Here is a 25,110-nt window from a genome sequence, read left to right on the forward strand (position 1 = left end):
CCCAAACCAAGGAAGAAATACAATGCAATCTGGTGCTATTCGTCCCATTCCAAATATGTTACCTCGCCGTCTATTAAATGAAGAACATGAAGCTTTCCGAGAAACTGTACGCAAGTTTTATGAAAAAGAAGTTGTACCAAATACTGAAAAATATGAAAAACAACAACATGTTGACCGAGATCTTTGGAATAAAGCTGGTGCCTTAGGCTTACTGTGCACAACCATGCCTGAACAATACGGTGGCTCAGGTGTTGACCGCCTATACAGTATGATTCTTATTGAAGAACAAGCCTATGCAATGGACTCAAGTACAGGTTTTTCACTGCATTCCGATATTGTCGCGAACTATATCAATAATTTTGGAAACGAAGAACAAAAGCAAAAATGGCTCCCTAAAATGGCGACTGGTGAAACAGTAACCGCGATTGCCATGACCGAGCCAGGAACAGGATCCGATTTACAAGCTGTGAGAACGACTGCTGTTCTTGATGGCGATGAATATGTCATTAATGGTTCAAAAATATTTATTACCAATGGTTATTTGTGCGATATGGCTATCGTTGTTTGTAAAACAGGCAACAGTGATAAAGGCTCTGCCAATTTATCACTTATTATTGTTGAAGCTGATCGTGCAGGTTTTACTAAAGGTAAGCCACTCAACAAAATTGGCATGAAAGGCCAAGATACATGTGAACTTTTCTTCGACAACGTCCGTGTTCCTAAAGAAAATCTTTTAGGCATGGAAGGTATGGGCTTTATTATGCTCATGAAAGAATTAGCATGGGAGCGTATGTTGGTGGCAATTATCTGCCAAGCTGGTGCAGAAGCAGCGTTTGCTCATACTGTTCAATATACAAAAGATCGTAAAGCATTTGGCAAGCCAATTAGTGCTTTCCAGAATACACGTTTCAAACTCGCAGAATTACGTACAGAAATTGATTTCTGCCGTACCTATTTAGATCGTTGTATGGAATTACAACTCGATGAAAAATTGAGTATTGAAGCAGCTGCAGCTGCAAAATATAAAATTTCAGATATGTTCTCAAAAGTTGTAGATGAATGTCTTCAATTACATGGTGGTTATGGCTATATGCTGGAATATCCAATTGCTCGCGCTTACATCGATCACCGAGCAAACCGTATCTATGCAGGTACCAATGAAATTATGAAAGAACTAATCTCTAGAACTCTTTAATCTTCACGATAAAAAGGAGGCTTATAGCCTCCTTTTTATATTTGAATATCAAGATACTAACTTGGGTTTACGTGTAGTAACTTCTGAATGCTTATGAAAGCGTAGAACACCATCATCAAATTTTGCATTTTTTAATGATTTTCGGTCTTCAAGATAATTATTAGTTACCTGCCATGGTGCTTGTTTACCTTGTTTAGGAATCACGTCAGCAGCACGACTAATATAACCAGATGATAAGCTACCCATGACTGTGTCCTCTTCCATCACAGTCTTATCACCAGATGGGATGACTTCATCATAATTATTCTTATCCATATAGTTTAATAAACGACAGATATAATCTGCTGCAATATCAACTTTTAATGTCCACGAAGCATTTACATAGCCAATAATCATCGCCATATTTGGTACATCGCTGAGCATCACGCCGTTATAAAGCATGTGTTCAGATGATTTAACTGGCTCTCCATCAATAGTTGCCTGCACACCGCCCATGATTTGAACCTGTAAACCAGTTGCAGAAACAATGATATCTGCATCAAGATGTTTACCTGATTTTAATTGAATACCGGTCTCAGTAAATTTTTCAATTTGATCAGTTTCAACACTCGCCTTACCTTCACGAAGAATTTTAAATAAATCACCATCAGGTACCACACACAAACGCTGATCCCAAGGGTTATATGAAGGTGTAAAATGTTTCATATCTACTTTACCCTTAAGCTGCATTTCAATTGCTTTTAAGAGTAAACGACGAACTGTCTTCGGATGCTTTTGAGACAATGCATAAATTGCCCGTTGCATACCAATATTACGTGCACGTGTAAATTTATAAGCCGCCTCTTCAGACATAAATCTACGTGTTTTTTCATAGATGAAATCAATAGACGGAACAGAAGCAATATAAGTCGGTGAACGTTGTAGCATCGTCACATGACCTGCGCCACCTTTTGACATAGCTGGTACTAAAGTAATTGCAGTAGCTCCACTACCAATAATTACTACTTTCTTACCCGTGTAGTCTAAATTCTCTGGCCAATGCTGCGGATGAATAAGTTGACCTTTGAAAGCATCTTGATTTGGGAATGTCGGCGCATAGCCTTGATCATAATTATAATAACCTGTACAACCTACAACAAAGTTGGCTACCCAAGTCTGCTGTTTTTTATTACTGTCTTCGACAACAACATTCCACTTCTTAGATGAAGAATCATAATTTGCAGAAAGTACACGATGACCAAAATGAATTTTTTCTTTTAATTTAAATTCATCAATAACTTCGCCTAAATATCCTTTAATAGAAGCTCCATCAGCTAATACATTTGCTTTACGCCATGGTTTAAAGTTAAAACCAAAAGTTGACATATCTGAGTCTGAACGAATACCAGGATAACGAAAGAGGTCCCAAGTCCCACCAAAAGATTCACGACGCTCTAAAATTTCAAACTGACGCTGCGGAGAATTTTTAGATAAATGGGCAGCCACTCCGATTCCTGAAATGCCGGCACCAATGATTAGAATATCAACTTGCTTTTCCATTTTATTTTTATACCCATTGTTGAGAATATGACTTTATTAAAGCACAATTTTGACAATACACAATGTCAAGTTTGACCGTTTATCCGTTTTTTTATGTCACTTGAGGACATTTTTTATTTTTATAGTTCCCAGAAAATAAAAAAGACCGGCATAAAGCCGGCCTTTTCCGAATAATATCAATTATTCAGCTGAAGTGTTCACTTCACGATCTACAAGCTCAACGTAAGCCATCGGTGCTGCATCACCAGCACGGAAGCCCGCTTTAAGAACACGTAGATAACCGCCGTTACGTTCTTTGTAACGAGGGCCGAGTACGGTAAATAATTTACCAACAGTTGCAGCATTACGAGTACGAGCAAATGCTAAACGACGATTTGCTACAGTATCGTTTTTTGCTAGAGTGATTAAAGGCTCAGCAACACGACGTAATTCTTTAGCTTTAGGAACAGTTGTTTTGATCAACTCGTGTTCAAATAAAGAATTAGCCAAGTTTTGGAACATCGCTTTACGATGGCTGCTTGTACGGCCTAATTTCACACCACTATTACGATGACGCATGGTGATAGTCCTACTTAATTAACGGCTACGATAGGCAAAACGGTCGTCCATACGAAGACTAGCTGGTGGCCAGTTTTCAAGACGCATACCGAGTTGTAAGCCTTTCGATGCCAAAACATCTTTGATCTCTGTTAACGATTTTTTACCAAGGTTAGGAGTTTTTAACAACTCAACTTCAGTACGTTGAACGAGATCACCAATGTAGTAAATATTTTCTGCTTTCAAACAGTTAGCAGAACGAACAGTAAGCTCTAGATCATCTACTGGGCGAAGCAAGATTGGGTCAACTTCTTCACGAGGCTCTTGAGCAACTGGAGTTTGGTCTTTCTGAAGATCAACAAAAATTGCAATTTGTTGTTGCAAGATTGTTGCCGCTTTACGGATTGCTTCTTCAGGATCAACCGTTCCATTTGTTTCAAGGTCGATTACCAGCTTATCTAAATCGGTACGTTGTTCAACACGCGCATTTTCAACGGTGTAAGAAACACGTTTAATTGGGCTATAAGAAGCATCTAATTGCAAACGACCTACAGGACGTGTTTCACCTTCAGGGAAACGAGAATCAGAAGTTTCATAACCACGACCTTGAGCAACTTTCAAGCGCATTTTTAATGAACCTGAAGCACTCAAAGTACCGATTAAATGATCTGGGTTAACCACTTCAACATTATGAGGTAAACGAAGGTCGGCAGCAGTAATATCGCCAGGACCTTGTTTTTCTAATGTTAAATAAGCTTCATTTTGATCGAACAGCTTAATAGACAATCCTTTTAGGTTCAGCAAGAGCTCGACGATGTCCTGCTGCAAGCCTTCTAAAGTACTGTACTCGTGCTCGACACCTTCTATCTCTACTTCAACCACAGCAGCGCCAGGTAAAGAAGACAATAGAATGCGACGTAAAGCATTACCTAGAGTATGGCCAAAACCACGCTCTAAAGGTTCTAGAATCACTTTTGCCGAGGTCCCGCTTACCGCTTCGACCTTGATCGCTTGCGGAGTGAGAAACTCGTTTGCAGTACGCGTCATTATTGCTACCTCAAGGATTATTTAGAATACAATTCTACAATCAAGCTTTCGTTGATTTCAGCAGGTAAATCAGAACGATCTGGTGCAGCTTTAAACGTACCTTCAAGTTTAGAATGATCAACATCAATCCAAGCTGGAATACCACGTTGAGCAGCTAATTCAATCGCGTTTTTGATACGCAATTGTTGTTTAGCACCTTCGTGAACCGCAATTACATCACCCGCTTTAACTTGAATAGATGCGATGTTTACACGACGACCATTCAAAGTAATGCTACGGTGACTTACTAACTGACGAGCTTCTGCACGTGTAGAACCAAAACCCATGCGATAAACAACGTTATCAAGACGGCTTTCAAGCAATTTCAACAAGTTCTCACCAGTTGCGCCTTTTACACGAGCTGCTTCTTTATAGTAGTTACTAAATTGACGCTCTAACACACCGTAAATACGACGGACTTTTTGTTTTTCACGTAATTGTAGTGAATACTCAGATTGCTTACCACCGCGAGCCTGACCGTGTTGACCAGGTGCTTTGTTAGCTTTTTTAGTTTTGACGTCAAATGGTTTAACGCCAGATTTAAGTTGCAGGTCTGTCCCTTCGCGGCGAGAGAGTTTGCATTTTGGACCAATATAACGAGCCATGAATGTTTCTCCTTACACGCGACGTTTTTTAGGTGGACGGCAACCGTTGTGAGGAATTGGAGTCACATCGGTAATGCTGTTAATCTTATAACCCACTGCGCCTAATGCACGAACCGCAGACTCACGACCTGGACCAGGACCTTTTACAAGGACGTCAAGGTTTTTCAAACCGTAATCTAAAGCTGCTTTACCAGCAACTTCAGCAGCTACCTGAGCAGCAAACGGAGTTGATTTACGTGAACCACGGAAGCCTTGTCCACCTGAGGTGGCCCAAGCCAATGCATTACCTTGACGATCGGTAATCGTAACAATGGTGTTATTAAAAGACGCGTGAATGTGTGCAACACCTTCAGAGACGGTACGAGTGACCTTCTTGCGTGTGCGAGTATCTTTAGCCATCTTTTAGCTTCCAGAAATCTTACTTTTTAATCGGTTTGCGCGGACCTTTACGGGTACGTGCGTTAGTTTTGGTGCGTTGACCACGGACAGGCAAGCTGCGACGATGACGAAGGCCACGATAGCAACCTAAATCCATTAAACGTTTAATGTTCATGGAAATTTCGCGACGTAAGTCACCTTCGGTAGGAACCTTAGCAACTTCTGCACGAATCGCATCAAGCTGAGCATCGTCCAACTCACGGATCTTAGTAGTCTCAGTAATACCAACTGTAGCTAAGATATTCTTAGCAGTGTGGCGACCGATACCAAAGATGTAAGTGAGGGAGATAACAGCATGCTTGTTATCCGGAATGTTTACACCGGCAATACGAGCCATTCACTTTTCTCCAAAAAGGCAGTAGAGATAATCAACCGCCCCACAAAAATCTTGAGGGGCGGATATTAACCCAATTCGCCTACTGAAATCAACAGGTCTTGATTAGATTAACCTTGACGCTGCTTATGACGAGGTTCTGCGCTACAAATCACGCGAATAACCCCATTACGACGGATAACTTTACAGCTACCACAAATTTTCTTTACAGAAGCTTGTACTTTCATGATGAAACCTCTAAGTGCGCTTATCCCTTAGGATGAGCAGTCGTTTTTCTCATTAATGTTTGATTGTCATATTGATGAGATGTTAAATGCGCTTGTAGCTGAGCCATAAAGTCCATAACAACAACGACTACGATCAGTAATGAGGTACCACCCAAATAGAATGGAATACCAAAAGAACTTTGTAGAATCATTGGCATCAAACAAATGACTGTAATATAAATCGCACCAATAAACGTCAAACGATTAAGAATATGATCTAAGTAACGAGCAGTTTGCTCACCTGGGCGAATACCAGGCACATAAGCTCCGCTGCGTTTTAGATTTTCTGATACTTCCTTAGGGCTAAATACTAAAGCCGTGTAAAAGTAACAGAAAAAGATAATTAACGCACCAAAGAGCACCAAATACAAAGGCTGTCCAGGCGACAATACCAAAGCTAAATCTTGTAAGCTACGTTTAATTAAACCAGCATTCGGATCTGCACTACCCACCCATTGTCCAAGACTTGCTGGGAACAATAGTAAAGAACTTGCAAAAATCGCAGGAATCACACCAGCCATATTAATTTTTAATGGTAGATGTGTTTGCTGAGCTGTAAATATACGACGCCCTTGCTGCTTCTGTGCATAGTTTACTGGAATACGACGCTGTGCTTTTTCAATAAACACAATCGCAGCCAATACACCAAGAGACAAAAGACCAAAGATAACAAGACCAATTAAACTTGTTTGACCATTATCTACAGATGACACTGATTGCATAATTAACTTAGGCAAACCAGCTACAATACCTGCAAAAATAATCATTGAGATACCATTACCGATACCTCTTTCAGTGATTTGTTCACCTAACCACATTAAGAACATAGTTCCAGCGATAAGTGATGTAACTGCAGGTATATAGAATGCAAGTCCTGTAGACAGAGTAATACCCTGACCAATAAGGCCTGCACACATACCTACTGCCTGAACCACTGCAAGTAGTAATGTACCTTGACGCGTATATTGATTAATTTTTCGCTTACCTTGCTCCCCTTCCTTTTTCAAGGCTTCAAGAGAAGGAATCACTGTTGACATTAACTGCACAATAATAGATGCAGAAATATAAGGCATGATCCCTAAAGCAAGAATCGACATTCGCTCTAAAGCACCGCCAGAAAACATATTGAATAGCCCAAGAATAGTTCCTTGGTTTGCATGAAATAAATTTTCTAACGCAGCATTATTAATGCCTGGTACTGGAATATGCGCTCCTAGTCGAAAGACCAGCAATGCACCGATTAGAAAACTCATCCGGCGAATAATTTCACGGTATTTCACATGAAATGGCTGACCTTTCATCATGTTGACATGACCTGAAGAACTAGGAGACATAGACACTCGAGATTACTCCTCGACTTTACCGCCAGCTGCTTCAATTGCAGCTTTAGCGCCTTTAGTCAATGCAACACCTTGAACAGTGAATGCACGAGTGATTTCACCAGAAAGCACGATACGAGCACGAATTTGATCGCGACGAACAACATTCGCAGCTTTTAAAGTTTCAAGGCTAACAATGTCGCCTTCCACTTTAGTTAACTCAGACAAACGTACTTCAGCAGTTTTTAAAGCGATTTGGCTAGTGAAACCGAATTTAGGTAAACGACGATAAATCGCTGTTTGACCGCCTTCGAAACCTGGACGAACGCCACCACTTTTACGTGATTTTTGACCTTTGACACCACGGCCACCAGTCTTACCAACGCCAGAACCGATACCACGGCCTAAACGACGGTGTTCACGTTTTGCACCTTCTGCAGGTGCAAGCTCATTTAAACGCAGAGTCATGGCTTATTCCTCTACACTAACCATATAGTAGACTTTGTTGATCATACCACGGTTAGAAGGCGTATCTTGCACTTCTACAGTATGACCAATACGACGCAGACCTAAACCTTGTAAGCAAAGCTTGTGATTTTTCAAGCGATGTGAAGAAGATTTAGTCTGGGTAACTTTAATCGTTTTCATGATTGATTACCCTTGAATTTCTTCTACTGATTTACCACGTTTCGCAGCGACTTTCTCAGGAGAAGTCATATCACGCAAACCTTTAAAAGTTGCGTTTACTACGTTAGCAGCATTTGTAGAACCATAACATTTAGCAAGTACGTTATGTACACCTGCAGCTTCAAGAACGGCACGCATTGCACCACCAGCGATTACGCCAGTACCTTCTGAAGCAGGTTGCATGTATACACGGCTTGCACCATGACGAGCATTCACAGGGTGTTGTAAAGTAGTACCAGCAAGGTCTACAGTGATCATGTTGCGACGAGCAGCTTCAAGTGCTTTAGAAATAGCAGCAGGAACTTCACGTGCTTTACCACGACCAAAACCAACACGACCATTACCATCACCCACAACAGTTAATGCTGTGAAAGAGAAGATACGACCGCCCTTAACAACTTTGGCTACACGATCAACGGCAACCAGCTTTTCAACAAGACCTTCGTTTTGTTCAACTTTAGCCATGATTAGAACTCCAAGCCGTTTTCACGAGCAGCATCAGCCAAGGCTTTGATACGACCATGATATTTAAAACCAGAACGGTCAAATGCAACTTTAGTTACACCAGCTGCTTTCGCGCGCTCTGCGATTAAAGCACCTACTTTAGTAGCTGCATCTACATTACCTGTAGTACCGCTACGTAAAGATGCATCCAAAGTTGAAGCTTGCGCTAAAACTTTGCCACCATCTGCTGAAATAACTTGAGCATAGATGTGACGCGGAGTGCGGTTTACACACAAACGAGTCGCACCCAATGCACGAATGTGCAAGCGTGTGCTTTTCGCACGACGCAAACGGGATTGTTTCTTTTCGTTCATAAGAACCTCGCGCCTTATTTCTTCTTAGCTTCTTTACGAAGAATGACTTCATCCGAATAACGAACACCTTTACCTTTATATGGTTCAGGAGCACGGTACGCACGGATTTCTGCCGCTACTTGACCTAACAACTGCTTGTTTGCTGATTTCAAAATGATTTCAGTTGCAGTTGGAGTTTCCGCTGTTACACCTTCTGGTAAAGCGTAGTCAATTGGGTGTGAATAACCAAGGTTAAGGTTTACAACAGTACCTTTAACCGCAGCTTTATAACCAACACCAACTAGCTGTAACTTACGTTCGAAGCCTTCGCTAACACCTTTTACAAGGTTGTTCAATACAGCGCGAGCAGTACCAGCTTGCATCCAAGCATCTTTCGATTCTTTAACTGGAGCAAGTTGAAGTTTACCTTCTTCCTGTTTTAGCTCGACCAGCGCATGCAGGTTGAAAGACAATGTACCTTTGCTGCCTTTCACTTCGACCTGCCGGCCGTTCTGAGTAACTGCTACACCATTAGGTACAGTTACTGGGGCTTTAGCCACACGAGACATGAGGAATCACCTATTAAGAAACAAAAGCAATAACTTCACCACCAACGCCTGCAGCACGTGCAGCGCGATCAGTCATGATGCCTTTGCTTGTAGAAACAATTGCAATACCTAAACCTTGCTTAACGCTTGGAAGTTTATCTTTACCACGGTATTGGCGAAGACCTGGACGGCTTACGCGCTTAACCATTTCGATAACTGGTTTGCCTTCGAAATATTTTAAAGTAATTGTCAAAGTAGATTTTGTCTCTTCTTGAGCAACTTCTACATTTGAAATATAACCTTCTTGTTGAAGTACGTTTGCAATTGCAACTTTCAACTTAGAAGAAGGCATAGAAACTGTTTGTTTCTTAGCCATTTGTGCGTTACGAACACGTGTTAGCATGTCGGCAACGGTATCTTGCATACTCATTTAGTCGCTCCTTACCAGCTTGCCTTAACAACGCCTGGTACATCACCCTGCATTACTGTGTCACGTAATTTGTTACGGCTTAAACCGAACTTACGGAAGTAACCATGAGGACGACCAGTTAAACCACAACGGTTACGAAGACGTACCGGAGATGCATTACGTGGCAATGCTTGTAACTTTAACATCGCTTCGAAACGCTCTTCTTCACTTGCGTTTACGTTTGCAATTGTAGCTTTTAATTCAGCACGTTTTGCAGCGTATTTAGCAACTGTTTTTTCGCGTTTCAATTCGCGATTAATCATACCTTTCTTAGCCATATCGACCTCTTATTTGAACGGGAAGCCGAATGCACGCATAAGCGCACGGCCTTCGTCATCGGTGCGAGCAGTCGTAGTAATGGTAATATCCATACCACGAATACGATCAATCTTATCGAAATCGATTTCAGGGAAAACGATTTGCTCTTTCAAACCCATTGAGTAGTTACCACGACCATCAAATGATTTCGAAGAGAAACCACGGAAGTCACGGATACGAGGGATTGCGATAGAGATCAAACGGTCCAAGAATTCGTACATTTGGTCGCCACGTAAAGTAACTTTACAACCAATTGGCCAACCATCACGGATTTTGAAACCTGCGATAGATTTACGAGCAAGTGTAATTACTGGTTTTTGACCAGCAATTAATTGCATGTCGACTACAGCGCCATCTAATAATTTCTTATCAGTTGCAGCTGCGCCTACACCCATGTTTAGGGTAATTTTTGTGATGCGTGGAATTTCCATCACGTTCTTAATGCCAAGTTCTTCTTTTAACTTTGCTTTAAGTTCATCGTTGTAACGTGCTTTAAGTCTGGCCATTGCCTTTTCAACCTATTACTTCGCTACCGCCACTGATTCACCATTTGATTTATAAACGCGAGTTTTCACGCCATCAATCACTTGGTAACCAACACGGTCAGCCTTCTGGGTTGTAGCATTTAAAATTGCCACGTTTGAAATATGAAGCGAAGCTTCTTGAGTAACTACACCGCCTTCAGCGCCAGTTACACGGTTAGGCTTTTGATGCTTCTTCACTAAGTTAAGGCCTTCAACCTTAACGCGGTCTTCAGAAACAGACAACACAGTACCCTGTTTGCCTTTTTCTTTACCTGCGATCACGATAACTTGATCGCCTTTTTTAATCTTAGCCATGATTGCCTCTTATAGAACTTCAGGAGCCAATGAAATGATTTTCATGAACTGTTCAGTACGAAGTTCACGAGTCACTGGTCCGAAGATACGAGTAGCAATCGGAGCTTTGTTGTTGTTCAAAATAACTGCAGCATTATCATCAAAACGGATCACAGAACCATCTGGACGACGAATGCCGAATTTAGTACGAACTACAACCGCATTCATCACGTCACCTTTTTTAACACGTGCGCGTGGGATTGCTTCTTTTACAGTAACTTTAATAATGTCGCCAACAGAAGCATAACGACGATGTGAACCACCAAGTACTTTAATACATTGTACGCGGCGAGCACCACTGTTGTCTGCTACGTCGAGCATAGTTTCGGTTTGAATCATTGCCCTACTCCAAAACCGAGCATCACCGGTCACAATTTCGAAAGGCTCAAAGAATACTCGAAATTGACCGATGATGCAACAAGAACGTCGAATTACTCAGCAGCTGCTTCAACTACTTCCACTAAAGTCCAAGCTTTAGTTTTAGAAATTGGGCGGCTTTCTTTAATGGTTACAACATCACCAATTTTAGCAACGTTGTTCTCATCATGAGCGTGTAACTTAGTTGAACGGCGAATTGACTTGCCATACAACGGGTGTTGAACGCGGCGTTCAATAAGAACAACAATAGATTTATCCATTTTGTCACTTACGACTTTGCCGGTTAACGTGCGGACTGTTTTTTCACTCATTGTCCGTTCCCCTGTTTTTCGGTAAGGAGTGTCTTAATACGAGCAATTGTCTTACGAGCAACTTGCACTTCGTGCGATTTACCCAACTGACCAGTTGCTTTCGCCATACGAAGACGGAATTGGTTAAGCTGCTGCTCATCAAGCAAAGCTTTCAACTCTTCTACCGATTTTTCACGTAGATCTTTAGTTTTCATTACATTACCGTCCGAGTCACGATAGTGGTTTTAAACGGAAGTTTAGCAGCAGCTAAAGCAAATGCTTCACGCGCTAATTCTTCGTTCACACCTTCAATTTCGTACAGGATCTTACCTGGTTGGATCTGGCAAACCCAGTATTCCACGCTACCCTTACCTTTACCCATACGCACTTCAAGAGGCTTTTGAGTAATTGGTTTATCCGGGAATACGCGAATAAAGATTTTACCACCACGCTTAATACGGCGGCTAATAGTACGACGTGCAGCTTCAATCTGACGCGCAGTCATACGACCACGTTCAGTTGCTTTAATTGCAATCGAACCAAATGATACTGTACTACCACGATGCGCTAGACCAGTGTTACGGCCTTTGTGCACTTTACGGAATTTGGTACGTTTAGGTTGCAACATGGATTATTCTCCCTTGTCAGCAGCACGGTCACCGCGACGACCACGACGCTCTTGACCTTCACCACGACCACGACCACGTTTAGCTGGACGATCTTCAGCAGGAGCAGGGTTCATGACTTGTTTCATGCCACCTAAGATCTCGCCACGGAAAATCCAAACTTTAACACCAATCGTACCGTAAGTTGTTTCTGCACGCATAGTTGCATAGTCAATGTCTGCACGTAATGTATGCAAAGGTACACGACCTTCACGATACCATTCTGTACGAGCAATCTCTGCACCACCTAAACGGCCAGACACTTCAACTTTGATACCTTTAGCACCAGCACGCATAGTGTTTTGAACCGCACGCTTCATAGCACGACGGAACATAACACGCTTTTCTAATTGAGAAGCAATTGCTTCAGCAACTAAACGCGCATCTAAGTCTGGGCGATCAATTTCGTTGATACTTACTTGCGCTGGAACACCCATAATGCTGGTAAGTTCGCGCTGTAATTTCTCAATATCTTCGCCTTTTTTACCGATTACGATACCAGGACGAGCTGTGCTAATAGTTACTTTAGCAGCGCCTGATGGACGTTCGATAAGAATATTGCTTACCATCGCATTCTTAAGTTTTTTAGTTAAAAACTCACGAACTTGAAGATCTTTAAGCAAGTATTCAGCGTATTGTTTCGGATTCGCATACCAGTTAGCGTTATGACGTTTCACAACACCTAGGCGGATACCGATTGGATGAACCTTCTGACCCATATCAAACCCCTACCTTAACGGTGATGTGACAAGTACGCTTAGTAATACGATCTGCACGGCCTTTAGCACGTGGCATAATACGTTTAAGGCTCATGCCTTCATCAACGTAAATCGTAGAAACTTTAAGATCGTCAACATCTAAACTGTTATTGTGTTCAGCGTTTGCAATCGCAGATTCCAATGCTTTTTTTACTAAAACAGCAGCTTTTTTATTGCTGAAGTTTAAGATGTTTAAAGCATGCGCAACAGATTTGCCGCGAATAAGATCTGCAACCAAACGTGCTTTTTGTGCCGAGATAGCGGCACCGCGTAATTTAGCAGTTACTTCCATCATGACACCTATTAACGTTTAGATTTCTTGTCAACACCGTGACCACGATAGGTACGAGTTGGCGCGAATTCACCGAGTTTATGACCAACCATATGCTCAGTAACAATTACTGGAACGTGATTACGACCATTATGAACAGAGATTGTTAAACCAACAAAATCTGGAAGGATCATCGAACGACGAGACCAAGTTTTGATCGGCTTGCGAGAGTTACTAGCAACAGCCGCTTCAACCTTAGCGAACAAGTGCGCATCGACGAATGGGCCTTTTTTCAGAGAACGAGGCATTAGTCAGATTCCTTTACTTGACGCGACGGTCGCGAATAATCATCTTAGTCGTACGCTTATTGGTACGTGTCTTGTACCCTTTAGCTTTTTGACCCCATGGGCTTACAGGTTGAATACCTTTGTTACGCCCTTCACCACCACCGTGTGGGTGGTCAATCGGGTTCATCGCCATACCACGTACGGTAGGACGAACACCACGCCAGCGTGAAGCACCAGCTTTACCCAATGAACGAAGGTTGTTTTCTTGGTTAGAAACTTCACCAATTACAGCGCGGCATTCAACATGCACTTTACGCATTTCGCCTGAACGAAGACGAATAATCGCGTAAGAACCATCACGACCCAACAACTGAACAGAAGCACCAGCAGAACGCGCTAATTGTGCACCCTTACCAATTTTAAGTTCAACGTTATGAAGTGTAGAACCGATCGGCATATTACGAAGTGGCAAGCAGTTACCTGGACGAATTGGAGCATCGTTACCAGATTGTACTTTATCGCCAGCACGTAAACCTTTAGGTGCAATGATATAACGACGCTCACCGTCAGCATATTTCAATAAAGCAATATGTGCTGTACGGTTTGGATCGTATTCAATACGCTCTACAACAGCTGGGATGCTGTCTTTGTTACGTTTGAAGTCAACGATACGGTAGTGTTGTTTATGACCACCACCAACGTGACGAGTAGTAATGTGACCGTTGTTATTACGACCACCAGTACGTTTTTTAGCTTCAACCAACGGTGCGTAAGGAGCGCCTTTGTGAAGATGGTCATGAACCACTTTCTCTACAAAGCGACGTCCTGGAGACGTTGGCTTACATTTTTGAATCGGCATAATTTTCGTCCTTATTCCGCTGCGCTTTCAGCGGTATCGCCCAAGTCAGCCATTTCAACATCTTGGCCGGCTTTCAGGGTGACGTATGCTTTTTTAACATCAGAACGACGTCCTAATGTACGACCAAAGCGCTTAGTCTTACCTTTAGTAATAGTTGTGTTAACTTTAACAACTTCTACACCAAAAAGTTTTTCAACTGCTTTTTTGATTTCAAGTTTAGTAGCATTGATGTCTACTTTAAATACTTGAACACCAACAGTATCACCTAAAACTTGTGCCTTTTCTGAGAAGACTGGTCCTTTAAGGACTTGATAGATACGTTCGTTGTTCATCCGAGTTCTACCTCAATTTTCTTAGCAGCAGCTACAGACATCACAACTTTATCAAACGCGATCAAGCTTACAGGATCGATTGCAGTTGCATCTACCACATCTACATGTGGAAGGTTACGTGCTGCAAGATATAAGTTCTCATCTACAGCGTCAGTAACGATTAATGCACGAGCAGCATTTAAGTCGTTAAGTTTTGCAAGCAATTCTTTAGTTTTTGGAGCTGCAACAGCAAACTCTTCAACTAATACAAGGCGATCTTGGCGAACAAGTTCAGCTAAGATACATTGCATTGCACCGCGGTACATCTTACGGTTTACTTTTTGAGACCAATCTTGTGGACGAGCAGCAAAAGTTTTACCGCCACCAACCCAGATAGGGCTACGAATAGAACCCGCACGAGCACGACCAGTACCTTTTTGACGGAATGGTTTTTTACCACCGCCAGAAACGTCTGCACGCGATTTTTGAGCACGAGTACCTTGACGACCACCTGCTAAATAAGCAGTAACAACTTGGTGTACAAGAGCCTCGTTAAATTCACGTCCGAAAGCAACTTCAGACAATTCAACAGCAGAGCCGGAAACAGTTTTCAAATTCACGGTATTTCCCCTCAGGCCTTGATGGTAGGACGTACAATTACGTCACCGCCAGTTGCACCAGGAATTGCACCTTTAACAACTAAAACAGAACGTTCAGCGTCAATAGATACGATTTCAAGACCTTGTACTGTTACGCGTTCATCACCTAAGTGACCAGCCATTTTTTTGCCTTTGAACACGCGTCCAGGAGTTTGGTTTTGACCTGTAGAACCTAATACACGGTGAGAAACTGAGTTACCGTGAGTAGCGTCTTGGGTACGGAAGTTCCAACGTTTAACACCACCTTGGAAACCTTTACCTTTTGATTGACCAGTTACGTCAACAATTTGACCAACTGTGAACAAATCAACGCCAATAGTACCGCCAACTTCACGACCTTCAAGCTCAGCTTCAGTAACACGGAATTCTTTAACCAAGCGACCAGCAGCAACACCAGCTTTCGCGAAGTGACCTTTCTGAGCGTTAGTTACGCGAGATTCGCGACGTTCACCGGTAGTTACTTGAACAGCTTGATAACCATCAGTTTCAAGTGTTTTGATTTGCGTAATGCGGTTTGGATCGACTTCGATGACTGTAACAGGTACAGAAACACCAGCATCTGTAAAGATGCGAGTCATACCACATTTGCGACCGACTAAACCAATAGCCATGTGCATAAACCTCTAAAAAAGCGGCCTAATTAACTAATCGTTAATTAACCGAAAGCCTTAACCCAAAGCGATCTGAACATCAACACCAGCTGCAAGATCTAACTTCATCAATGCATCAACAGTTTTATCTGTAGGTTGAACGATGTCGATCAAACGTTTGTAGGTGCGGATTTCGTACTGGTCACGCGCATCTTTGTTAACGTGCGGTGAAGTAAGAACGTTGAAGCGTTCGATGCGAGTAGGCATCGGAATTGGACCACAAACTTGTGCGCCGGTACGCTTAGCGGTTTCTACGATCTCTTGAGCAGATTGATCAATCAGACGATGATCAAAAGACTTAAGACGGATACGAATTCTCTGGTTAGACATACCAGTAAACTCCAAGCCAAATATATAAAGAATCACCTTTGACGCATCTCACCTATTGGTAAGTGTCAAAGGCAGTGATAATCACCAAGGTCGTGATCGATGCCACGACTGTAATGCACATTTACTACTTTCTTCGCAGTAAATGCCCTCTTCTTGAGGGTCGCTCATTATAACGATTGTTTAAGTCTTATGCAATTCTCTTTTTCTATTTTTTGCTCAAATTCCACTTTAGCTACGTATTAATAATTCATTCTATGCATTTATTACAAACTCAATTGCTTTATTTAAGAGTTGATTACCTTGTTCAAATTTCTGTGCTTCTGAAGATTGCAGTTCATGTGCAGATTGAACATATTCTCCGTCAAAAATAGATAGCTCTTCTTCATTTTCCAGTAAAAGCTGTAAAGCTGCTGGTGTCATTTCCGGATGAAATTGAAAACCTAATACATTTTTCCCAATCTGATACATTTGATTACGGCAAGCAATGCTCTCAGCCAAACGTATAGCTCCTTTAGGTATTTCAAATGTTTCACTATGCCACTGCATCACATTGATTTCTTCAGGTAGCGGAAAACTTTCTTGTGGTAAGTTTGCAACTCTTTGAACTGTCGACCATCCTAGTTCTTGATAACGATTACGGCTTACTGCTGCACCCAATGCATTCGCAATTAGCTGCCCACCCAAGCAAAGACCTATTGCTGGTTTCCCTGCTGCCAAATATCGACGCAACCATCTTTTTTCTATTTTAAGCCATGGATAGTTTGCCTCGTCATTTACACTCATGGTTCCACCCATAATTAGTAGTAAGTCAACTTCTTCAATACGAGGTAAAGCTTCTATTTCAAGTGACCGATCTACGGGAAGTGCAAAGAATTCTGTAGAGCTAATAGTGGCGTGATGCGCTTTTAAAAACGAATAGCAACTTCCAAAACCTTCGCCAGCAATATGTTGAAAATAGTGAACACGTAAATGCGACTTCATGCGCTTAAACCTATTGTTGTTAGAATGTTGGTTTGATCTTTGCAAAAATAAAGCCAAGTTTTTAGTGAATGTTACAGTAGTAACGAAACATCTTAGAATTAACCAAAAATCTGGCGAATAAATCAGTTTTCTCTTAATCTAATCTTATTATTTAAAGCATAGCGCCCCATGAAAAAGCATAACAATTTCCAAACCCGACTCATTCATGCACCACGAAAAGCACCACAATTTATTGAAACTGTGCAACCTCCCTTATTTCGTGCATCGACTATTATTTTTAAATCAACTACGCACCTTTTTGACCGTCACTGGACCGACCCTTATGATTACAGTTATGGAACGCACGGTACGCCAACCACATTTACCTTAGGCGACAATATTGCTCAAATTGAAGGTGGCTTGTACTGTTTACTTGCACCCAGCGGTTTATCTGCAATTAACTTAGTTAACTCTGCTTTTTTAGCAACAGGCGATGAAGTTTGGGTCCCGGACAATATATATGGCCCAAATCTAGAGCATCTAAACCACTTAAAAGATCAATATGGTATTAGTGTCAAAATTTATAATTCAATTGATGTATCAAGTTTTAAGCCGACTGAAAAAACCAAGCTCTTATGGTTAGAAGCAGCAGGTTCAGTGACTCTTGAATTTCCCGATCTTAAAGAACTCGTTAAAAAAGCTAAGTCACATGGAGTTGTAACTGCTTTAGATAATACTTGGGGAGCTGGACTTGTATTTAATGCTTTTGATTTCTCTGATGAGCACTTGTCGGTAGATCTAACCGTACATGCGCTAACAAAATATCCAAGTGGTGGTGGTGATATTTTAATGGGAAGTGTTGTAACACGTGATGAAAAACTGTATCACCGCCTGTTCCGTACACATGCCATTCTAGGTATTGCTATCTCAGGAGATGATGCAGCACAAGTTCAGCGCAGCCTTGCACATATGTCACTACGATATAAACAGCAATCAGATAATGCAAAAACCTTATTGGAATGGTTAAAGCAACAGCCTCAATTTGCACAGGTTCTACATCCAAGCGATAAAGCTTCTCCAGGTCATCAATATTGGCAAGAGATTTGCACTACAGGTAAGAGTGCAGGATTAGTCAGTGTCATATTTAAACCTGACTATGATATTTCAGCAGTACGCCGTTTTTGTGACGCTCTTAAGTTATTTAAACTTGGCTTTAGCTGGGGCGGACCGGTTAGTCTGGTTATGCTTTATGATTTAAAAATGATGAGGAAACTTGAGAATACACATTTACAACAAGGTTTATTGGTTCGTTTGTGTATAGGGCTAGAAGATCCTCAAGATTTAATTCAAGATATCGAAAATGCACTAAAACATTTGTAAAACGACAACATCAATAGTGGCTCGCTCCAAGGGATAAAAATATATGGGTACACCGATTGTTATTGCAAAAAACATTAATGACACATCAAAAGAAATTGTTTTGCTTTCTCAATTTGCCAACCGACATGGCCTGATTGCAGGTGCTACGGGTACAGGTAAAACTGTCACCCTAAAAGTTCTTGCAGAAAGTTTTTCTCGAATCGGTGTTCCCGTCTTTCTTGCTGACGCAAAGGGTGATGTTTCAAGTCTTGCAAAAGCTGGCGAGGCCTCGGATAAATTTAATGAACGCTTAAAGCTTCTACAAATTGATAGTGTTCCATTTGCGGCTAATCCCGTTATTTTTTGGGATCTATTTGGGCAACAAGGCCATCCTATTCGGACCACTATTTCTGAGATTGGACCAATTTTATTAGCACGCATACTTAACCTAAATGATACTCAAGAAGGTGTTTTATCTGCTGTATTCCGCATTGCAGATGATCAAGGATTACTGTTAGTCGACTTTAAAGATCTGAAAGCTATGATCACCTTTGTGAGTGAACATGCGGCAGAATTTAAAGCCGAGTACGGCAATCTATCTCCAGCTAGTTTAGGAGCAATTCAGCGTAATTTGCTCGCTCTTGCCGACCAAGGTGGAGACCAGTTCTTTGGAGAGCCAGCTTTAAATATTCTAGACTTTATACAAACTGATGCTAATGGTCGTGGCTATATCAATATTCTTGCTGCAGACAAGCTCATGAATACACCTAAGCTATACGCCACTTTCTTGTTATGGATGCTTTCTGAATTATTTGAACAACTTCCTGAAGTTGGTGATATGGATAAACCAAAACTCGTGTTTTTCTTTGATGAAGCTCACTTGTTATTCGACAACGCCAGTCAAGCTTTACAACAAAAAATTGAACAAGTTGTACGTTTAATTCGCTCTAAAGGCGTCGGTATTTACTTTATCACTCAAAACCCACTTGATTTACCAGAAAGTGTTTTGGGTCAGCTCGGTAACCGTGTGCAACATGCCCTACGCGCCTTTACCCCCAAAGATCAAAAAGCAGTAAAAACTGCTGCAGATACATTCCGCTCAAATCCTGATTTTAAAGTGGATGAGGCAATTACACAGCTAGCCGTGGGTGAGGCACTTATTAGTTGTCTAGATGAGCAAGGTACTCCACAAATTGTTGAACGTGGCTGGGTTATGCCTCCTTACTCTTCTTTTAGCCCTATCACACCTGAAGAGCGAAAAACTTTAATTGAGCAAAGTATTATTGCTGGCGTCTATGAACAAGTCGTAGACCGTGAGAGTGCATATGAAATGCTCCAAAATAAAGTCGCTGAGCGTGAACAACAAAAACAAGATGCGGAGCTTGCCAAAGAGCAAGAAGCTTTAGCGAAACAGCAAGCTAAAGAACAAGAACGTCTAGCACGTGAACAACAGAAAGAAGAAGAACGTGCGGCAAGAGAACGAGCAAAATTGACTCAAGATATTGTTGGAACTTTTGCAAAAAGTGCCGCTCGAAGTTTAGGCGGCAGTACAGGACAAAAATTAGTACGAGGATTACTCGGCTCATTATTTGGAAAATAAAAAATAATCAAATCAATCAATTAAATTAAGGGATGTAATATCCCTTAATTTTTTTAAGGTTTTTGTAAAAAAGCTATTGCCACAATTTTCTTAAAGATGTATTTTAAATACATCTTATATAGCCAGATAATTAAGGTCTAGCCATGACTCCACAACAAATTGAACTCGTTAAATCTACTGTACCTGTATTGCGCGAACATGGCGTTACGCTGACTACATACTTTTATAAACGTATGTTGAATAACAACCCAGAATTAAAAAATGTTTTTAATCTTGATGATCAAACCAGCCTACGCCAACCTCGTGCTCTTGCAGCAGCAGTACTCGCATATGCTGAAAATATTGAGAATCCTACAGTACTTGCCAAAGCAGTTGAACGCATTACCACGAAGCACGTGAGTTTAGACATTCAGCCAGATCAATATGCAATTGTGGGCGATAACTTGCTTCATTCAATTAGTGAAGTTTTAAATGTTCCTTTTGAATCAGAACTCATTGAAGCGTGGAAACAAGCTTATTTACAGTTGGCAGATATATTAATTGGTGTTGAAAAACAGAAATATGCGCAACTTGAGAGCTTAAAAGGTGGATGGGCTGGTTGGCGTTCATTTGAAATCACACAAATTGATCCACTTGAATCTGGCAAACGTTTCACTTTAAAAGCAACTGACCATGAAGATGTATTAACTGGCCCAGCAAATGCCTTTATTTCTGTAAAAGTTCAAGTTCCCGACCAACAACTTGAACAACCTAAAGCATTTAAGTTCACAGAGGCTCAAGAAAATAATACTTATCATTTTGATGTTCAGCCTGAAGAAAACCATACAGAGTTCTCAGTTTCGAACATTTTGCTTGAACACTATAGAGTTGGTGATCAAGTACAAGTTTCAGCCCCTTTAACGCTGTAATTGAAAAAGCTCTAGCCTGAAAGTTTTATTCTTTAGACTTTCAGGCTAAGATGATCAACCTCTTATCCTTTTGTTTTTGGTGATCATGCAACTTAATAAATTTACCGATTATGCTTTAAGAATATTAATGTATGTCGCTCGCCCAAGTGATGCACCGTACACAATTGCAGAAATCGCTCAAGATTTATATGTTTCACAAAATCATCTCGTGAAGGTTGTCCATTTTATGGGTAAACAAGAGTGGATTATTACCATTCGAGGTAAAGGTGGTGGAATTCGTTTAAATCCAAAAGCTTTAGATTTAAAGCTCGGCGCAATTGTGCGAATTTTACAAGGTGATCATCAAATTGTTGAATGCAATACTCCTCCTTGTGTTTTACGCTCGCATTGTGGTTTAAAAGGAATTCTTGATCAGGCTTTAGAAAGTTTCTATCAAAGTTTAGATCAACATACCTTAGGTGAAGTTTTACAACAGCCTAAAACTGCATCCGACACATCCCCTATTTCTTTTTTGCAAATCTAATGTTTGTAATTCTATTTATCTTTACAACCAAGCTTACTGAAAATTAGCAAGAATAACCAAGCTCCTTTATACTAAGCGCGAGCCCTCTCATTTAAAAAGTTATTTTTTATGCGTCGTAGTGAAAAATCGAAAGACACCAAAGCCAGACTAGCACCCAAGCAAAAGATCAGTTATGAAAAAAAACCAGACCCGGCGATCACGGAATATGCCGTACAATCTTTGAACTGGTTACGCCAAGCTGAGTTTTTAATGAGTGCACCTAAATTGGCACTTTGTGTTGAAGATAGTGGCTACGAGATTGCTTTTGCAGGGCGCTCAAATGCTGGTAAGTCTAGCGCTATTAATGCTTTAACCAACAAAAAACAACTCGCACGTGCCTCAAAAAAACCTGGCCGTACGCAAATGATTAACTTTTTCAGTTTAGGTAATCCCGATCAACGTTTAGTTGACCTTCCAGGCTATGGTTATGCGGCTGTACCAGAGGATATGAAACGTGTTTGGCAAAAAGAATTGGAGAACTACTTAATCCATCGTAAAAGTTTACAAGGATTAGTTTTACTCATGGATATTCGCCATCCTTTACAGCACTTTGACATGATGATGCTAGAGTGGGCTTATTCCCGCCATTTATTTGTTCATATTCTTTTAACCAAAGCAGATAAACTTAACCGTGGTCCAGCAAACAAAGTTTTGCTTGAAGTTAAACAACAATTGAAAAAAATGAAGCTTGATTTCTCAATTCAGCTTTTCTCTTCATTAAATAAACTAGGCTTAGAAGAACTCGCAAGTGTAATGGCTGGACGTCTACACTTTACGCTTGAGCAACAGCCTGAATTTGACGTCGATGCGATCCCTGAAGCAAGCGATGAGGATGCAGAAGAGTAAATCGTCAAAACAGATACAATTTCTTTATTAAATTTATATTCAATTGGCCCCTATTGCTAAACACAAATGTAGGGGCTTTTTTTATACTCGTTATAACTTCATCGAGTTAAAAATCAGGACTAAATGATGAAATTGCTATCTTTTTTGAAGAATAAGGCTTTAGGTTCTTCTATTGATTATAAAATTCTTCCACGCAAGGTAAAATTTGACTGGAAAGATACCCCTGTAGACTGGATTCCAAACCAACCGTTTGCAAGTTATTTTATTAATGAAATTAATAATATCTTGCCTGCTGGAGAGTTCTGGTTCTGTCGACTCTATAATAAGGTTTTACCTCGTATTACCGATGAAAAACTTAAACAGGATGTTCAAGCATTTATTCGCCAAGAAGCAATGCACGCAAATGCACACACTTCTGCCAATAAAGAATATTTAAGCGCACGTAATATTGATATCCAGAGAAATCTGGACATTATGAATTATCTATTTACCACTGCTTTGGCAGATAAACCTTTTGATAAAGAAGTTCCTCAGTTCTTGCAGGAACAATGGGATTTATTTCGTTTAGGTGTTATCGCAACTGTTGAGCATATGACCTGTGTACTCGGTAAATATGCGCTTTATAACAACCGTTGGGAAGAATTAGGCGCAGATCCAGAAATGGTAGATCTGGTTAAATGGCATGGTTCTGAAGAAATTGAACATCGCACCGTAGCCTTTGACTTATATCGTCATCTTGGTGGTGGTTACATCCCACGTTACTACTTAAGCCTTGCTGTTATTACCCTTGTCCTTGGATTATGGGTAGACGGCGCTGCGCATATTATGAAGCAAGATCCTCGGTTTGCCGATGCGGCCAAATCTAAATTTTTTCCATTTTGGGTTGCTGTAGAGTGGTACAAGATTAGCCGTAAAGATAATCAGGTATTACCAAATCCATTTTGGCTTATTGCTCAGCAAATTGACTATCTCATGCCTTGGTACGATCCAGTTAAAGAAGGTAGCACTGAAGATGCGGTAAGTTATTTATCTCAATCTCCAGCAGCAAAAAGAGCCGAGCTACAAGCCGCTTAAAAATAAAAAAGCAGGATATAAATCCTGCTTTTTTATTTAGAGATTAGAAACTGATATCTTTCTCTTTAGTATATCGATCTACAACTACACTAATCATCATATCGCCCTGCACATTTACCACCGTTCTTACTGTATCAAGTAAACGGTCGATTGGAAGTAAAATCGCAATTGCTTCAGCAGGCAAACCCACAGACTGTAATACCATAATCATGGTAACCATACCCGCACTTGGAATTCCTGGTGCACCAAGTGATGCAATCATCGCTGTTAAGCACACAACAATTTGCTGGGTCAGATTTAAGTCTAGTCCCACTAAATTTGCAACAAAGAGCGCAGCGGCAGCCTCATATAAAGCTGTACCATCCATGTTAAGTTGAGAACCTAATGGAATCACAAAACCTGCCGTTTGAGGACGAACACCTAAGTTTTCCTGTGTGCATTTCATGCTCAGCGGCATTGTTGCAGAGCTCGAACTTGTTGCAAACGCAGTAATTAAGGCTGTACGTGTACCTTTGAAAAAAGTCCAAGGACTCATACGACCAACAATCCAGAGCAGTAATGGCAAAACAACAGCACCATGGAAAATAGTGGTTCCAGTTACAACAACAGCAAACTCTGCCAAGCGGCTTAATACTGAAATATCTTCGGTAGCCATTAATTTAGCAAGTAATGCAAAAATTCCTAATGGCGCCAACTTCATGACCCATCCCACTAGCATCATCATCATTTCAAAAAACTGATGACTTAATAATCGGATACTCTTAAAGCGTTCACCACCTTGAACCAATGCAAAACCCACAAATAGTGCAAACACCACAACAGCTAAAACGTTTCCATCACTAAATGCTTTAAAGGGATTAATTAACGTATTTTGAATAAAGTTAGTAAAGAAAGTTGCTGGGTTTAAACTATCTGGTGCTTGATAGTTTTGCATTGATGCCTGAAAAATTGAAATATCTACGCCTCGCCCCACCTCAAATAAATGAGCACAGCCAATACCCAAGATTAAGGCTAATGTGGTGGTCGTGATAAAACATAAAAACGTAATTTTCCAAACAGGACCTAGCTGCCCTCCTGCCTGTAAATTTGAAACTCCCACAACAATAGAGCTGAAAATTAACGGCACCAACAACATTTTAAGCAGCCCAATAAAGACACTACTTAATATGCCTAACCCGTATAAGCTATGCTTTACAAAAGCAGTATCAGGATACATGGTAAGCATGAAGCCAAAGGCTAAACCTAAAATGGCAGCAATCAGAATTTGTGTATTTAAGTTCATATCAGCATTATTTTTTTCAGTAGGCAATCCTTTTGCAAATATGAC

General features: G+C 40.9%; 37 protein-coding genes and 2 pseudogenes. 8 read left to right on the plus strand and 31 right to left on the minus strand.

Features of this window, described 5'->3' with window-relative positions:
• The first annotated feature begins 22 nt into the window (after window positions 1-22).
• The gene (locus CSB87_RS07200) at window positions 23-1,195 is read left to right on the plus strand and encodes an acyl-CoA dehydrogenase family protein (protein ID WP_031953375.1); all 1,173 of its coding nucleotides are present in this window, start codon (window positions 23-25) and stop codon (window positions 1,193-1,195) included.
• Window positions 1,196-1,243: 48 nt separating this feature from the next.
• Here the strand turns inward: CSB87_RS07200 and CSB87_RS07205 are convergent, their stop codons facing one another.
• The 30 genes and pseudogenes from CSB87_RS07205 to CSB87_RS07350 form a co-directional block, all read right to left on the minus strand.
• The gene (locus CSB87_RS07205; RefSeq protein WP_006580692.1) at window positions 1,244-2,734 is read right to left on the minus strand and encodes a flavin-containing monooxygenase; all 1,491 of its coding nucleotides are present in this window, start codon (window positions 2,732-2,734) and stop codon (window positions 1,244-1,246) included.
• A 180-nt stretch (window positions 2,735-2,914) separates the two neighbouring features.
• Complete coding sequence (gene rplQ / locus CSB87_RS07210) at window positions 2,915-3,292, minus strand: 50S ribosomal protein L17 (RefSeq protein WP_002049717.1); 378 nt, start codon at window positions 3,290-3,292, stop codon at window positions 2,915-2,917.
• Between the two features lie 18 nt (window positions 3,293-3,310).
• A complete protein-coding gene (locus tag CSB87_RS07215) occupies window positions 3,311-4,318 on the minus strand; it encodes a DNA-directed RNA polymerase subunit alpha (protein ID WP_002049752.1) in 1,008 nt (335 codons plus the stop codon).
• Window positions 4,319-4,335: 17 nt separating this feature from the next.
• The gene (gene rpsD / locus CSB87_RS07220; protein ID WP_002049716.1) at window positions 4,336-4,962 is read right to left on the minus strand and encodes a 30S ribosomal protein S4; all 627 of its coding nucleotides are present in this window, start codon (window positions 4,960-4,962) and stop codon (window positions 4,336-4,338) included.
• A gap of 12 nt (window positions 4,963-4,974) precedes the next feature.
• Window positions 4,975-5,361 carry a 30S ribosomal protein S11 gene (gene rpsK, locus CSB87_RS07225; RefSeq protein ID WP_001040166.1) on the minus strand — a complete coding sequence of 129 codons (387 nt, stop codon included), beginning with the start codon at window positions 5,359-5,361 and terminating at the stop codon, window positions 4,975-4,977.
• A 19-nt stretch (window positions 5,362-5,380) separates the two neighbouring features.
• Window positions 5,381-5,737, minus strand: coding sequence for a 30S ribosomal protein S13 (gene rpsM, locus CSB87_RS07230; RefSeq protein WP_000090816.1), 357 nt, complete (start codon window positions 5,735-5,737; stop codon window positions 5,381-5,383).
• A gap of 107 nt (window positions 5,738-5,844) precedes the next feature.
• Window positions 5,845-5,961 carry a 50S ribosomal protein L36 gene (rpmJ, locus tag CSB87_RS07235; RefSeq protein ID WP_000867907.1) on the minus strand — a complete coding sequence of 39 codons (117 nt, stop codon included), beginning with the start codon at window positions 5,959-5,961 and terminating at the stop codon, window positions 5,845-5,847.
• A gap of 20 nt (window positions 5,962-5,981) precedes the next feature.
• Complete coding sequence (gene secY / locus CSB87_RS07240) at window positions 5,982-7,301, minus strand: preprotein translocase subunit SecY (protein WP_170318186.1); 1,320 nt, start codon at window positions 7,299-7,301, stop codon at window positions 5,982-5,984.
• Window positions 7,302-7,346: 45 nt separating this feature from the next.
• A complete protein-coding gene (gene rplO, locus CSB87_RS07245) occupies window positions 7,347-7,787 on the minus strand; it encodes a 50S ribosomal protein L15 (RefSeq protein ID WP_002049750.1) in 441 nt (146 codons plus the stop codon).
• Between the two features lie 3 nt (window positions 7,788-7,790).
• Window positions 7,791-7,967 (minus strand): 50S ribosomal protein L30, encoded by a 177-nt coding sequence (gene rpmD, locus CSB87_RS07250; protein ID WP_000849088.1) that lies wholly within the window; start codon window positions 7,965-7,967, stop codon window positions 7,791-7,793.
• Window positions 7,968-7,973: 6 nt separating this feature from the next.
• Complete coding sequence (gene rpsE / locus CSB87_RS07255) at window positions 7,974-8,471, minus strand: 30S ribosomal protein S5 (protein ID WP_001141025.1); 498 nt, start codon at window positions 8,469-8,471, stop codon at window positions 7,974-7,976.
• A 2-nt stretch (window positions 8,472-8,473) separates the two neighbouring features.
• A complete protein-coding gene (gene rplR / locus CSB87_RS07260) occupies window positions 8,474-8,824 on the minus strand; it encodes a 50S ribosomal protein L18 (protein WP_002049741.1) in 351 nt (116 codons plus the stop codon).
• Window positions 8,825-8,838: 14 nt separating this feature from the next.
• Entirely contained in the window at window positions 8,839-9,372 is a 534-nt protein-coding gene (gene rplF / locus CSB87_RS07265; protein WP_002049709.1) for a 50S ribosomal protein L6, read from the minus strand.
• Window positions 9,373-9,385: 13 nt separating this feature from the next.
• A complete protein-coding gene (rpsH, locus tag CSB87_RS07270) occupies window positions 9,386-9,781 on the minus strand; it encodes a 30S ribosomal protein S8 (protein WP_002049732.1) in 396 nt (131 codons plus the stop codon).
• Window positions 9,782-9,792: 11 nt separating this feature from the next.
• Window positions 9,793-10,098 carry a 30S ribosomal protein S14 gene (gene rpsN, locus CSB87_RS07275; protein ID WP_002049689.1) on the minus strand — a complete coding sequence of 102 codons (306 nt, stop codon included), beginning with the start codon at window positions 10,096-10,098 and terminating at the stop codon, window positions 9,793-9,795.
• A gap of 9 nt (window positions 10,099-10,107) precedes the next feature.
• Window positions 10,108-10,644: a 50S ribosomal protein L5 gene (gene rplE, locus CSB87_RS07280; RefSeq protein ID WP_002049698.1), complete on the minus strand. Its 537-nt coding sequence runs from the start codon at window positions 10,642-10,644 to the stop codon at window positions 10,108-10,110.
• A 15-nt stretch (window positions 10,645-10,659) separates the two neighbouring features.
• The gene (gene rplX, locus CSB87_RS07285; RefSeq protein ID WP_002049703.1) at window positions 10,660-10,977 is read right to left on the minus strand and encodes a 50S ribosomal protein L24; all 318 of its coding nucleotides are present in this window, start codon (window positions 10,975-10,977) and stop codon (window positions 10,660-10,662) included.
• Between the two features lie 9 nt (window positions 10,978-10,986).
• Entirely contained in the window at window positions 10,987-11,355 is a 369-nt protein-coding gene (gene rplN / locus CSB87_RS07290; protein WP_001982634.1) for a 50S ribosomal protein L14, read from the minus strand.
• Window positions 11,356-11,447: 92 nt separating this feature from the next.
• Complete coding sequence (rpsQ, locus tag CSB87_RS07295) at window positions 11,448-11,705, minus strand: 30S ribosomal protein S17 (RefSeq protein ID WP_001291845.1); 258 nt, start codon at window positions 11,703-11,705, stop codon at window positions 11,448-11,450.
• Window positions 11,702-11,899 (minus strand): 50S ribosomal protein L29, encoded by a 198-nt coding sequence (rpmC, locus tag CSB87_RS07300; protein ID WP_000849928.1) that lies wholly within the window; start codon window positions 11,897-11,899, stop codon window positions 11,702-11,704. The genes rpsQ and rpmC overlap by 4 nt, the downstream gene beginning before the upstream one ends.
• On the minus strand, window positions 11,899-12,312 hold the full coding sequence (rplP, locus tag CSB87_RS07305; protein ID WP_002049688.1) for a 50S ribosomal protein L16: 414 nt from the start codon (window positions 12,310-12,312) through the stop codon (window positions 11,899-11,901). The genes rpmC and rplP overlap by 1 nt, the downstream gene beginning before the upstream one ends.
• A pseudogene (rpsC, locus tag CSB87_RS07310) lies at window positions 12,252-13,068 on the minus strand (30S ribosomal protein S3). Before rpsC ends, rplP begins: the two are co-directional and overlap by 61 nt.
• 1 nt (window position 13,069) lies before the next feature.
• Window positions 13,070-13,399: a 50S ribosomal protein L22 gene (gene rplV / locus CSB87_RS07315; protein ID WP_001982638.1), complete on the minus strand. Its 330-nt coding sequence runs from the start codon at window positions 13,397-13,399 to the stop codon at window positions 13,070-13,072.
• Between the two features lie 11 nt (window positions 13,400-13,410).
• Complete coding sequence (rpsS, locus tag CSB87_RS07320; RefSeq protein ID WP_001138119.1) at window positions 13,411-13,686, minus strand: 30S ribosomal protein S19; 276 nt, start codon at window positions 13,684-13,686, stop codon at window positions 13,411-13,413.
• A 13-nt stretch (window positions 13,687-13,699) separates the two neighbouring features.
• A complete protein-coding gene (gene rplB / locus CSB87_RS07325; protein WP_002049686.1) occupies window positions 13,700-14,524 on the minus strand; it encodes a 50S ribosomal protein L2 in 825 nt (274 codons plus the stop codon).
• An 11-nt stretch (window positions 14,525-14,535) separates the two neighbouring features.
• Window positions 14,536-14,856, minus strand: a complete 321-nt coding sequence (rplW, locus tag CSB87_RS07330) for a 50S ribosomal protein L23 (RefSeq protein WP_002049693.1) — start codon at window positions 14,854-14,856, stop codon at window positions 14,536-14,538.
• Complete coding sequence (rplD, locus tag CSB87_RS07335; protein WP_002049755.1) at window positions 14,853-15,455, minus strand: 50S ribosomal protein L4; 603 nt, start codon at window positions 15,453-15,455, stop codon at window positions 14,853-14,855. The genes rplW and rplD overlap by 4 nt, the downstream gene beginning before the upstream one ends.
• Window positions 15,456-15,466: 11 nt before the next feature.
• Window positions 15,467-16,105 (minus strand): 50S ribosomal protein L3, encoded by a 639-nt coding sequence (gene rplC, locus CSB87_RS07340; RefSeq protein WP_002049740.1) that lies wholly within the window; start codon window positions 16,103-16,105, stop codon window positions 15,467-15,469.
• 57 nt (window positions 16,106-16,162) lie between these two features.
• Window positions 16,163-16,474 carry a 30S ribosomal protein S10 gene (gene rpsJ, locus CSB87_RS07345; protein WP_000070912.1) on the minus strand — a complete coding sequence of 104 codons (312 nt, stop codon included), beginning with the start codon at window positions 16,472-16,474 and terminating at the stop codon, window positions 16,163-16,165.
• A 252-nt stretch (window positions 16,475-16,726) separates the two neighbouring features.
• The gene (locus CSB87_RS07350) at window positions 16,727-17,455 is read right to left on the minus strand and encodes a type 1 glutamine amidotransferase (protein WP_004711809.1); all 729 of its coding nucleotides are present in this window, start codon (window positions 17,453-17,455) and stop codon (window positions 16,727-16,729) included.
• Window positions 17,456-17,623: 168 nt separating this feature from the next.
• Here CSB87_RS07350 and CSB87_RS07355 point away from each other — a divergent pair, with 168 nt between their 5' ends.
• From CSB87_RS07355 to CSB87_RS07380, 7 genes and pseudogenes are all read left to right on the plus strand, one after another.
• Window positions 17,624-18,814, plus strand: coding sequence for a PLP-dependent transferase (locus CSB87_RS07355; protein ID WP_031953379.1), 1,191 nt, complete (start codon window positions 17,624-17,626; stop codon window positions 18,812-18,814).
• 43 nt (window positions 18,815-18,857) lie between these two features.
• Window positions 18,858-20,393, plus strand: coding sequence for a helicase HerA-like domain-containing protein (locus CSB87_RS07360; RefSeq protein ID WP_004711804.1), 1,536 nt, complete (start codon window positions 18,858-18,860; stop codon window positions 20,391-20,393).
• Between the two features lie 19 nt (window positions 20,394-20,412).
• Window positions 20,413-20,534: pseudogene (locus CSB87_RS20250) on the plus strand (hypothetical protein).
• Between the two features lie 2 nt (window positions 20,535-20,536).
• Window positions 20,537-21,301, plus strand: a complete 765-nt coding sequence (locus tag CSB87_RS07365; RefSeq protein ID WP_004711803.1) for a globin domain-containing protein — start codon at window positions 20,537-20,539, stop codon at window positions 21,299-21,301.
• Between the two features lie 85 nt (window positions 21,302-21,386).
• Window positions 21,387-21,824 (plus strand): RrF2 family transcriptional regulator, encoded by a 438-nt coding sequence (locus CSB87_RS07370; RefSeq protein ID WP_004884584.1) that lies wholly within the window; start codon window positions 21,387-21,389, stop codon window positions 21,822-21,824.
• A 108-nt stretch (window positions 21,825-21,932) separates the two neighbouring features.
• A complete protein-coding gene (yihA, locus tag CSB87_RS07375) occupies window positions 21,933-22,709 on the plus strand; it encodes a ribosome biogenesis GTP-binding protein YihA/YsxC (protein WP_004884586.1) in 777 nt (258 codons plus the stop codon).
• Between the two features lie 123 nt (window positions 22,710-22,832).
• A complete protein-coding gene (locus CSB87_RS07380; RefSeq protein WP_079377808.1) occupies window positions 22,833-23,783 on the plus strand; it encodes a metal-dependent hydrolase in 951 nt (316 codons plus the stop codon).
• Window positions 23,784-23,826: 43 nt separating this feature from the next.
• Here the strand turns inward: CSB87_RS07380 and CSB87_RS07385 are convergent, their stop codons facing one another.
• A complete protein-coding gene (locus CSB87_RS07385; RefSeq protein ID WP_031944200.1) occupies window positions 23,827-25,092 on the minus strand; it encodes a dicarboxylate/amino acid:cation symporter in 1,266 nt (421 codons plus the stop codon).
• Window positions 25,093-25,110: the final 18 nt, after the last annotated feature.

Origin of the sequence: Acinetobacter sp. AR_0276, assembly GCF_003000705.1 — a bacterium.
Taxonomy (GTDB): domain Bacteria; phylum Pseudomonadota; class Gammaproteobacteria; order Pseudomonadales; family Moraxellaceae; genus Acinetobacter; species Acinetobacter nosocomialis.

Bases quoted from the DNA above. Each gene is read 5' to 3' on its own strand.
- CSB87_RS07200 (WP_031953375.1), top strand. From the start codon at position 23: ATGCAATCTGGTGCTATTCGTCCCATTCCAAATATGTTACCTCGCCGT.
- CSB87_RS07205 (WP_006580692.1), bottom strand. From the start codon at position 2,734: ATGGAAAAGCAAGTTGATATTCTAATCATTGGTGCCGGCATTTCAGGA.
- rplQ (WP_002049717.1), bottom strand. From the start codon at position 3,292: ATGCGTCATCGTAATAGTGGTGTGAAATTAGGCCGTACAAGCAGCCAT.
- CSB87_RS07215 (WP_002049752.1), bottom strand. From the start codon at position 4,318: ATGACGCGTACTGCAAACGAGTTTCTCACTCCGCAAGCGATCAAGGTC.
- rpsD (WP_002049716.1), bottom strand. From the start codon at position 4,962: ATGGCTCGTTATATTGGTCCAAAATGCAAACTCTCTCGCCGCGAAGGG.
- rpsK (WP_001040166.1), bottom strand. From the start codon at position 5,361: ATGGCTAAAGATACTCGCACACGCAAGAAGGTCACTCGTACCGTCTCT.
- rpsM (WP_000090816.1), bottom strand. From the start codon at position 5,737: ATGGCTCGTATTGCCGGTGTAAACATTCCGGATAACAAGCATGCTGTT.
- rpmJ (WP_000867907.1), bottom strand. From the start codon at position 5,961: ATGAAAGTACAAGCTTCTGTAAAGAAAATTTGTGGTAGCTGTAAAGTT.
- secY (WP_170318186.1), bottom strand. From the start codon at position 7,301: ATGAAAGGTCAGCCATTTCATGTGAAATACCGTGAAATTATTCGCCGG.
- rplO (WP_002049750.1), bottom strand. From the start codon at position 7,787: ATGACTCTGCGTTTAAATGAGCTTGCACCTGCAGAAGGTGCAAAACGT.
- rpmD (WP_000849088.1), bottom strand. From the start codon at position 7,967: ATGAAAACGATTAAAGTTACCCAGACTAAATCTTCTTCACATCGCTTG.
- rpsE (WP_001141025.1), bottom strand. From the start codon at position 8,471: ATGGCTAAAGTTGAACAAAACGAAGGTCTTGTTGAAAAGCTGGTTGCC.
- rplR (WP_002049741.1), bottom strand. From the start codon at position 8,824: ATGAACGAAAAGAAACAATCCCGTTTGCGTCGTGCGAAAAGCACACGC.
- rplF (WP_002049709.1), bottom strand. From the start codon at position 9,372: ATGTCTCGTGTGGCTAAAGCCCCAGTAACTGTACCTAATGGTGTAGCA.
- rpsH (WP_002049732.1), bottom strand. From the start codon at position 9,781: ATGAGTATGCAAGATACCGTTGCCGACATGCTAACACGTGTTCGTAAC.
- rpsN (WP_002049689.1), bottom strand. From the start codon at position 10,098: ATGGCTAAGAAAGGTATGATTAATCGCGAATTGAAACGCGAAAAAACA.
- rplE (WP_002049698.1), bottom strand. From the start codon at position 10,644: ATGGCCAGACTTAAAGCACGTTACAACGATGAACTTAAAGCAAAGTTA.
- rplX (WP_002049703.1), bottom strand. From the start codon at position 10,977: ATGGCTAAGATTAAAAAAGGCGATCAAGTTATCGTGATCGCAGGTAAA.
- rplN (WP_001982634.1), bottom strand. From the start codon at position 11,355: ATGATTCAAACCGAAACTATGCTCGACGTAGCAGACAACAGTGGTGCT.
- rpsQ (WP_001291845.1), bottom strand. From the start codon at position 11,705: ATGAGTGAAAAAACAGTCCGCACGTTAACCGGCAAAGTCGTAAGTGAC.
- rpmC (WP_000849928.1), bottom strand. From the start codon at position 11,899: ATGAAAACTAAAGATCTACGTGAAAAATCGGTAGAAGAGTTGAAAGCT.
- rplP (WP_002049688.1), bottom strand. From the start codon at position 12,312: ATGTTGCAACCTAAACGTACCAAATTCCGTAAAGTGCACAAAGGCCGT.
- rplV (WP_001982638.1), bottom strand. From the start codon at position 13,399: ATGGAAGTAACTGCTAAATTACGCGGTGCCGCTATCTCGGCACAAAAA.
- rpsS (WP_001138119.1), bottom strand. From the start codon at position 13,686: ATGCCTCGTTCTCTGAAAAAAGGCCCATTCGTCGATGCGCACTTGTTC.
- rplB (WP_002049686.1), bottom strand. From the start codon at position 14,524: ATGCCGATTCAAAAATGTAAGCCAACGTCTCCAGGACGTCGCTTTGTA.
- rplW (WP_002049693.1), bottom strand. From the start codon at position 14,856: ATGAACAACGAACGTATCTATCAAGTCCTTAAAGGACCAGTCTTCTCA.
- rplC (WP_002049740.1), bottom strand. From the start codon at position 16,105: ATGGCTATTGGTTTAGTCGGTCGCAAATGTGGTATGACTCGCATCTTT.
- rpsJ (WP_000070912.1), bottom strand. From the start codon at position 16,474: ATGTCTAACCAGAGAATTCGTATCCGTCTTAAGTCTTTTGATCATCGT.
- CSB87_RS07350 (WP_004711809.1), bottom strand. From the start codon at position 17,455: ATGAAGTCGCATTTACGTGTTCACTATTTTCAACATATTGCTGGCGAA.
- CSB87_RS07355 (WP_031953379.1), top strand. From the start codon at position 17,624: ATGAAAAAGCATAACAATTTCCAAACCCGACTCATTCATGCACCACGA.
- CSB87_RS07360 (WP_004711804.1), top strand. From the start codon at position 18,858: ATGGGTACACCGATTGTTATTGCAAAAAACATTAATGACACATCAAAA.
- CSB87_RS07365 (WP_004711803.1), top strand. From the start codon at position 20,537: ATGACTCCACAACAAATTGAACTCGTTAAATCTACTGTACCTGTATTG.
- CSB87_RS07370 (WP_004884584.1), top strand. From the start codon at position 21,387: ATGCAACTTAATAAATTTACCGATTATGCTTTAAGAATATTAATGTAT.
- yihA (WP_004884586.1), top strand. From the start codon at position 21,933: ATGCGTCGTAGTGAAAAATCGAAAGACACCAAAGCCAGACTAGCACCC.
- CSB87_RS07380 (WP_079377808.1), top strand. From the start codon at position 22,833: ATGATGAAATTGCTATCTTTTTTGAAGAATAAGGCTTTAGGTTCTTCT.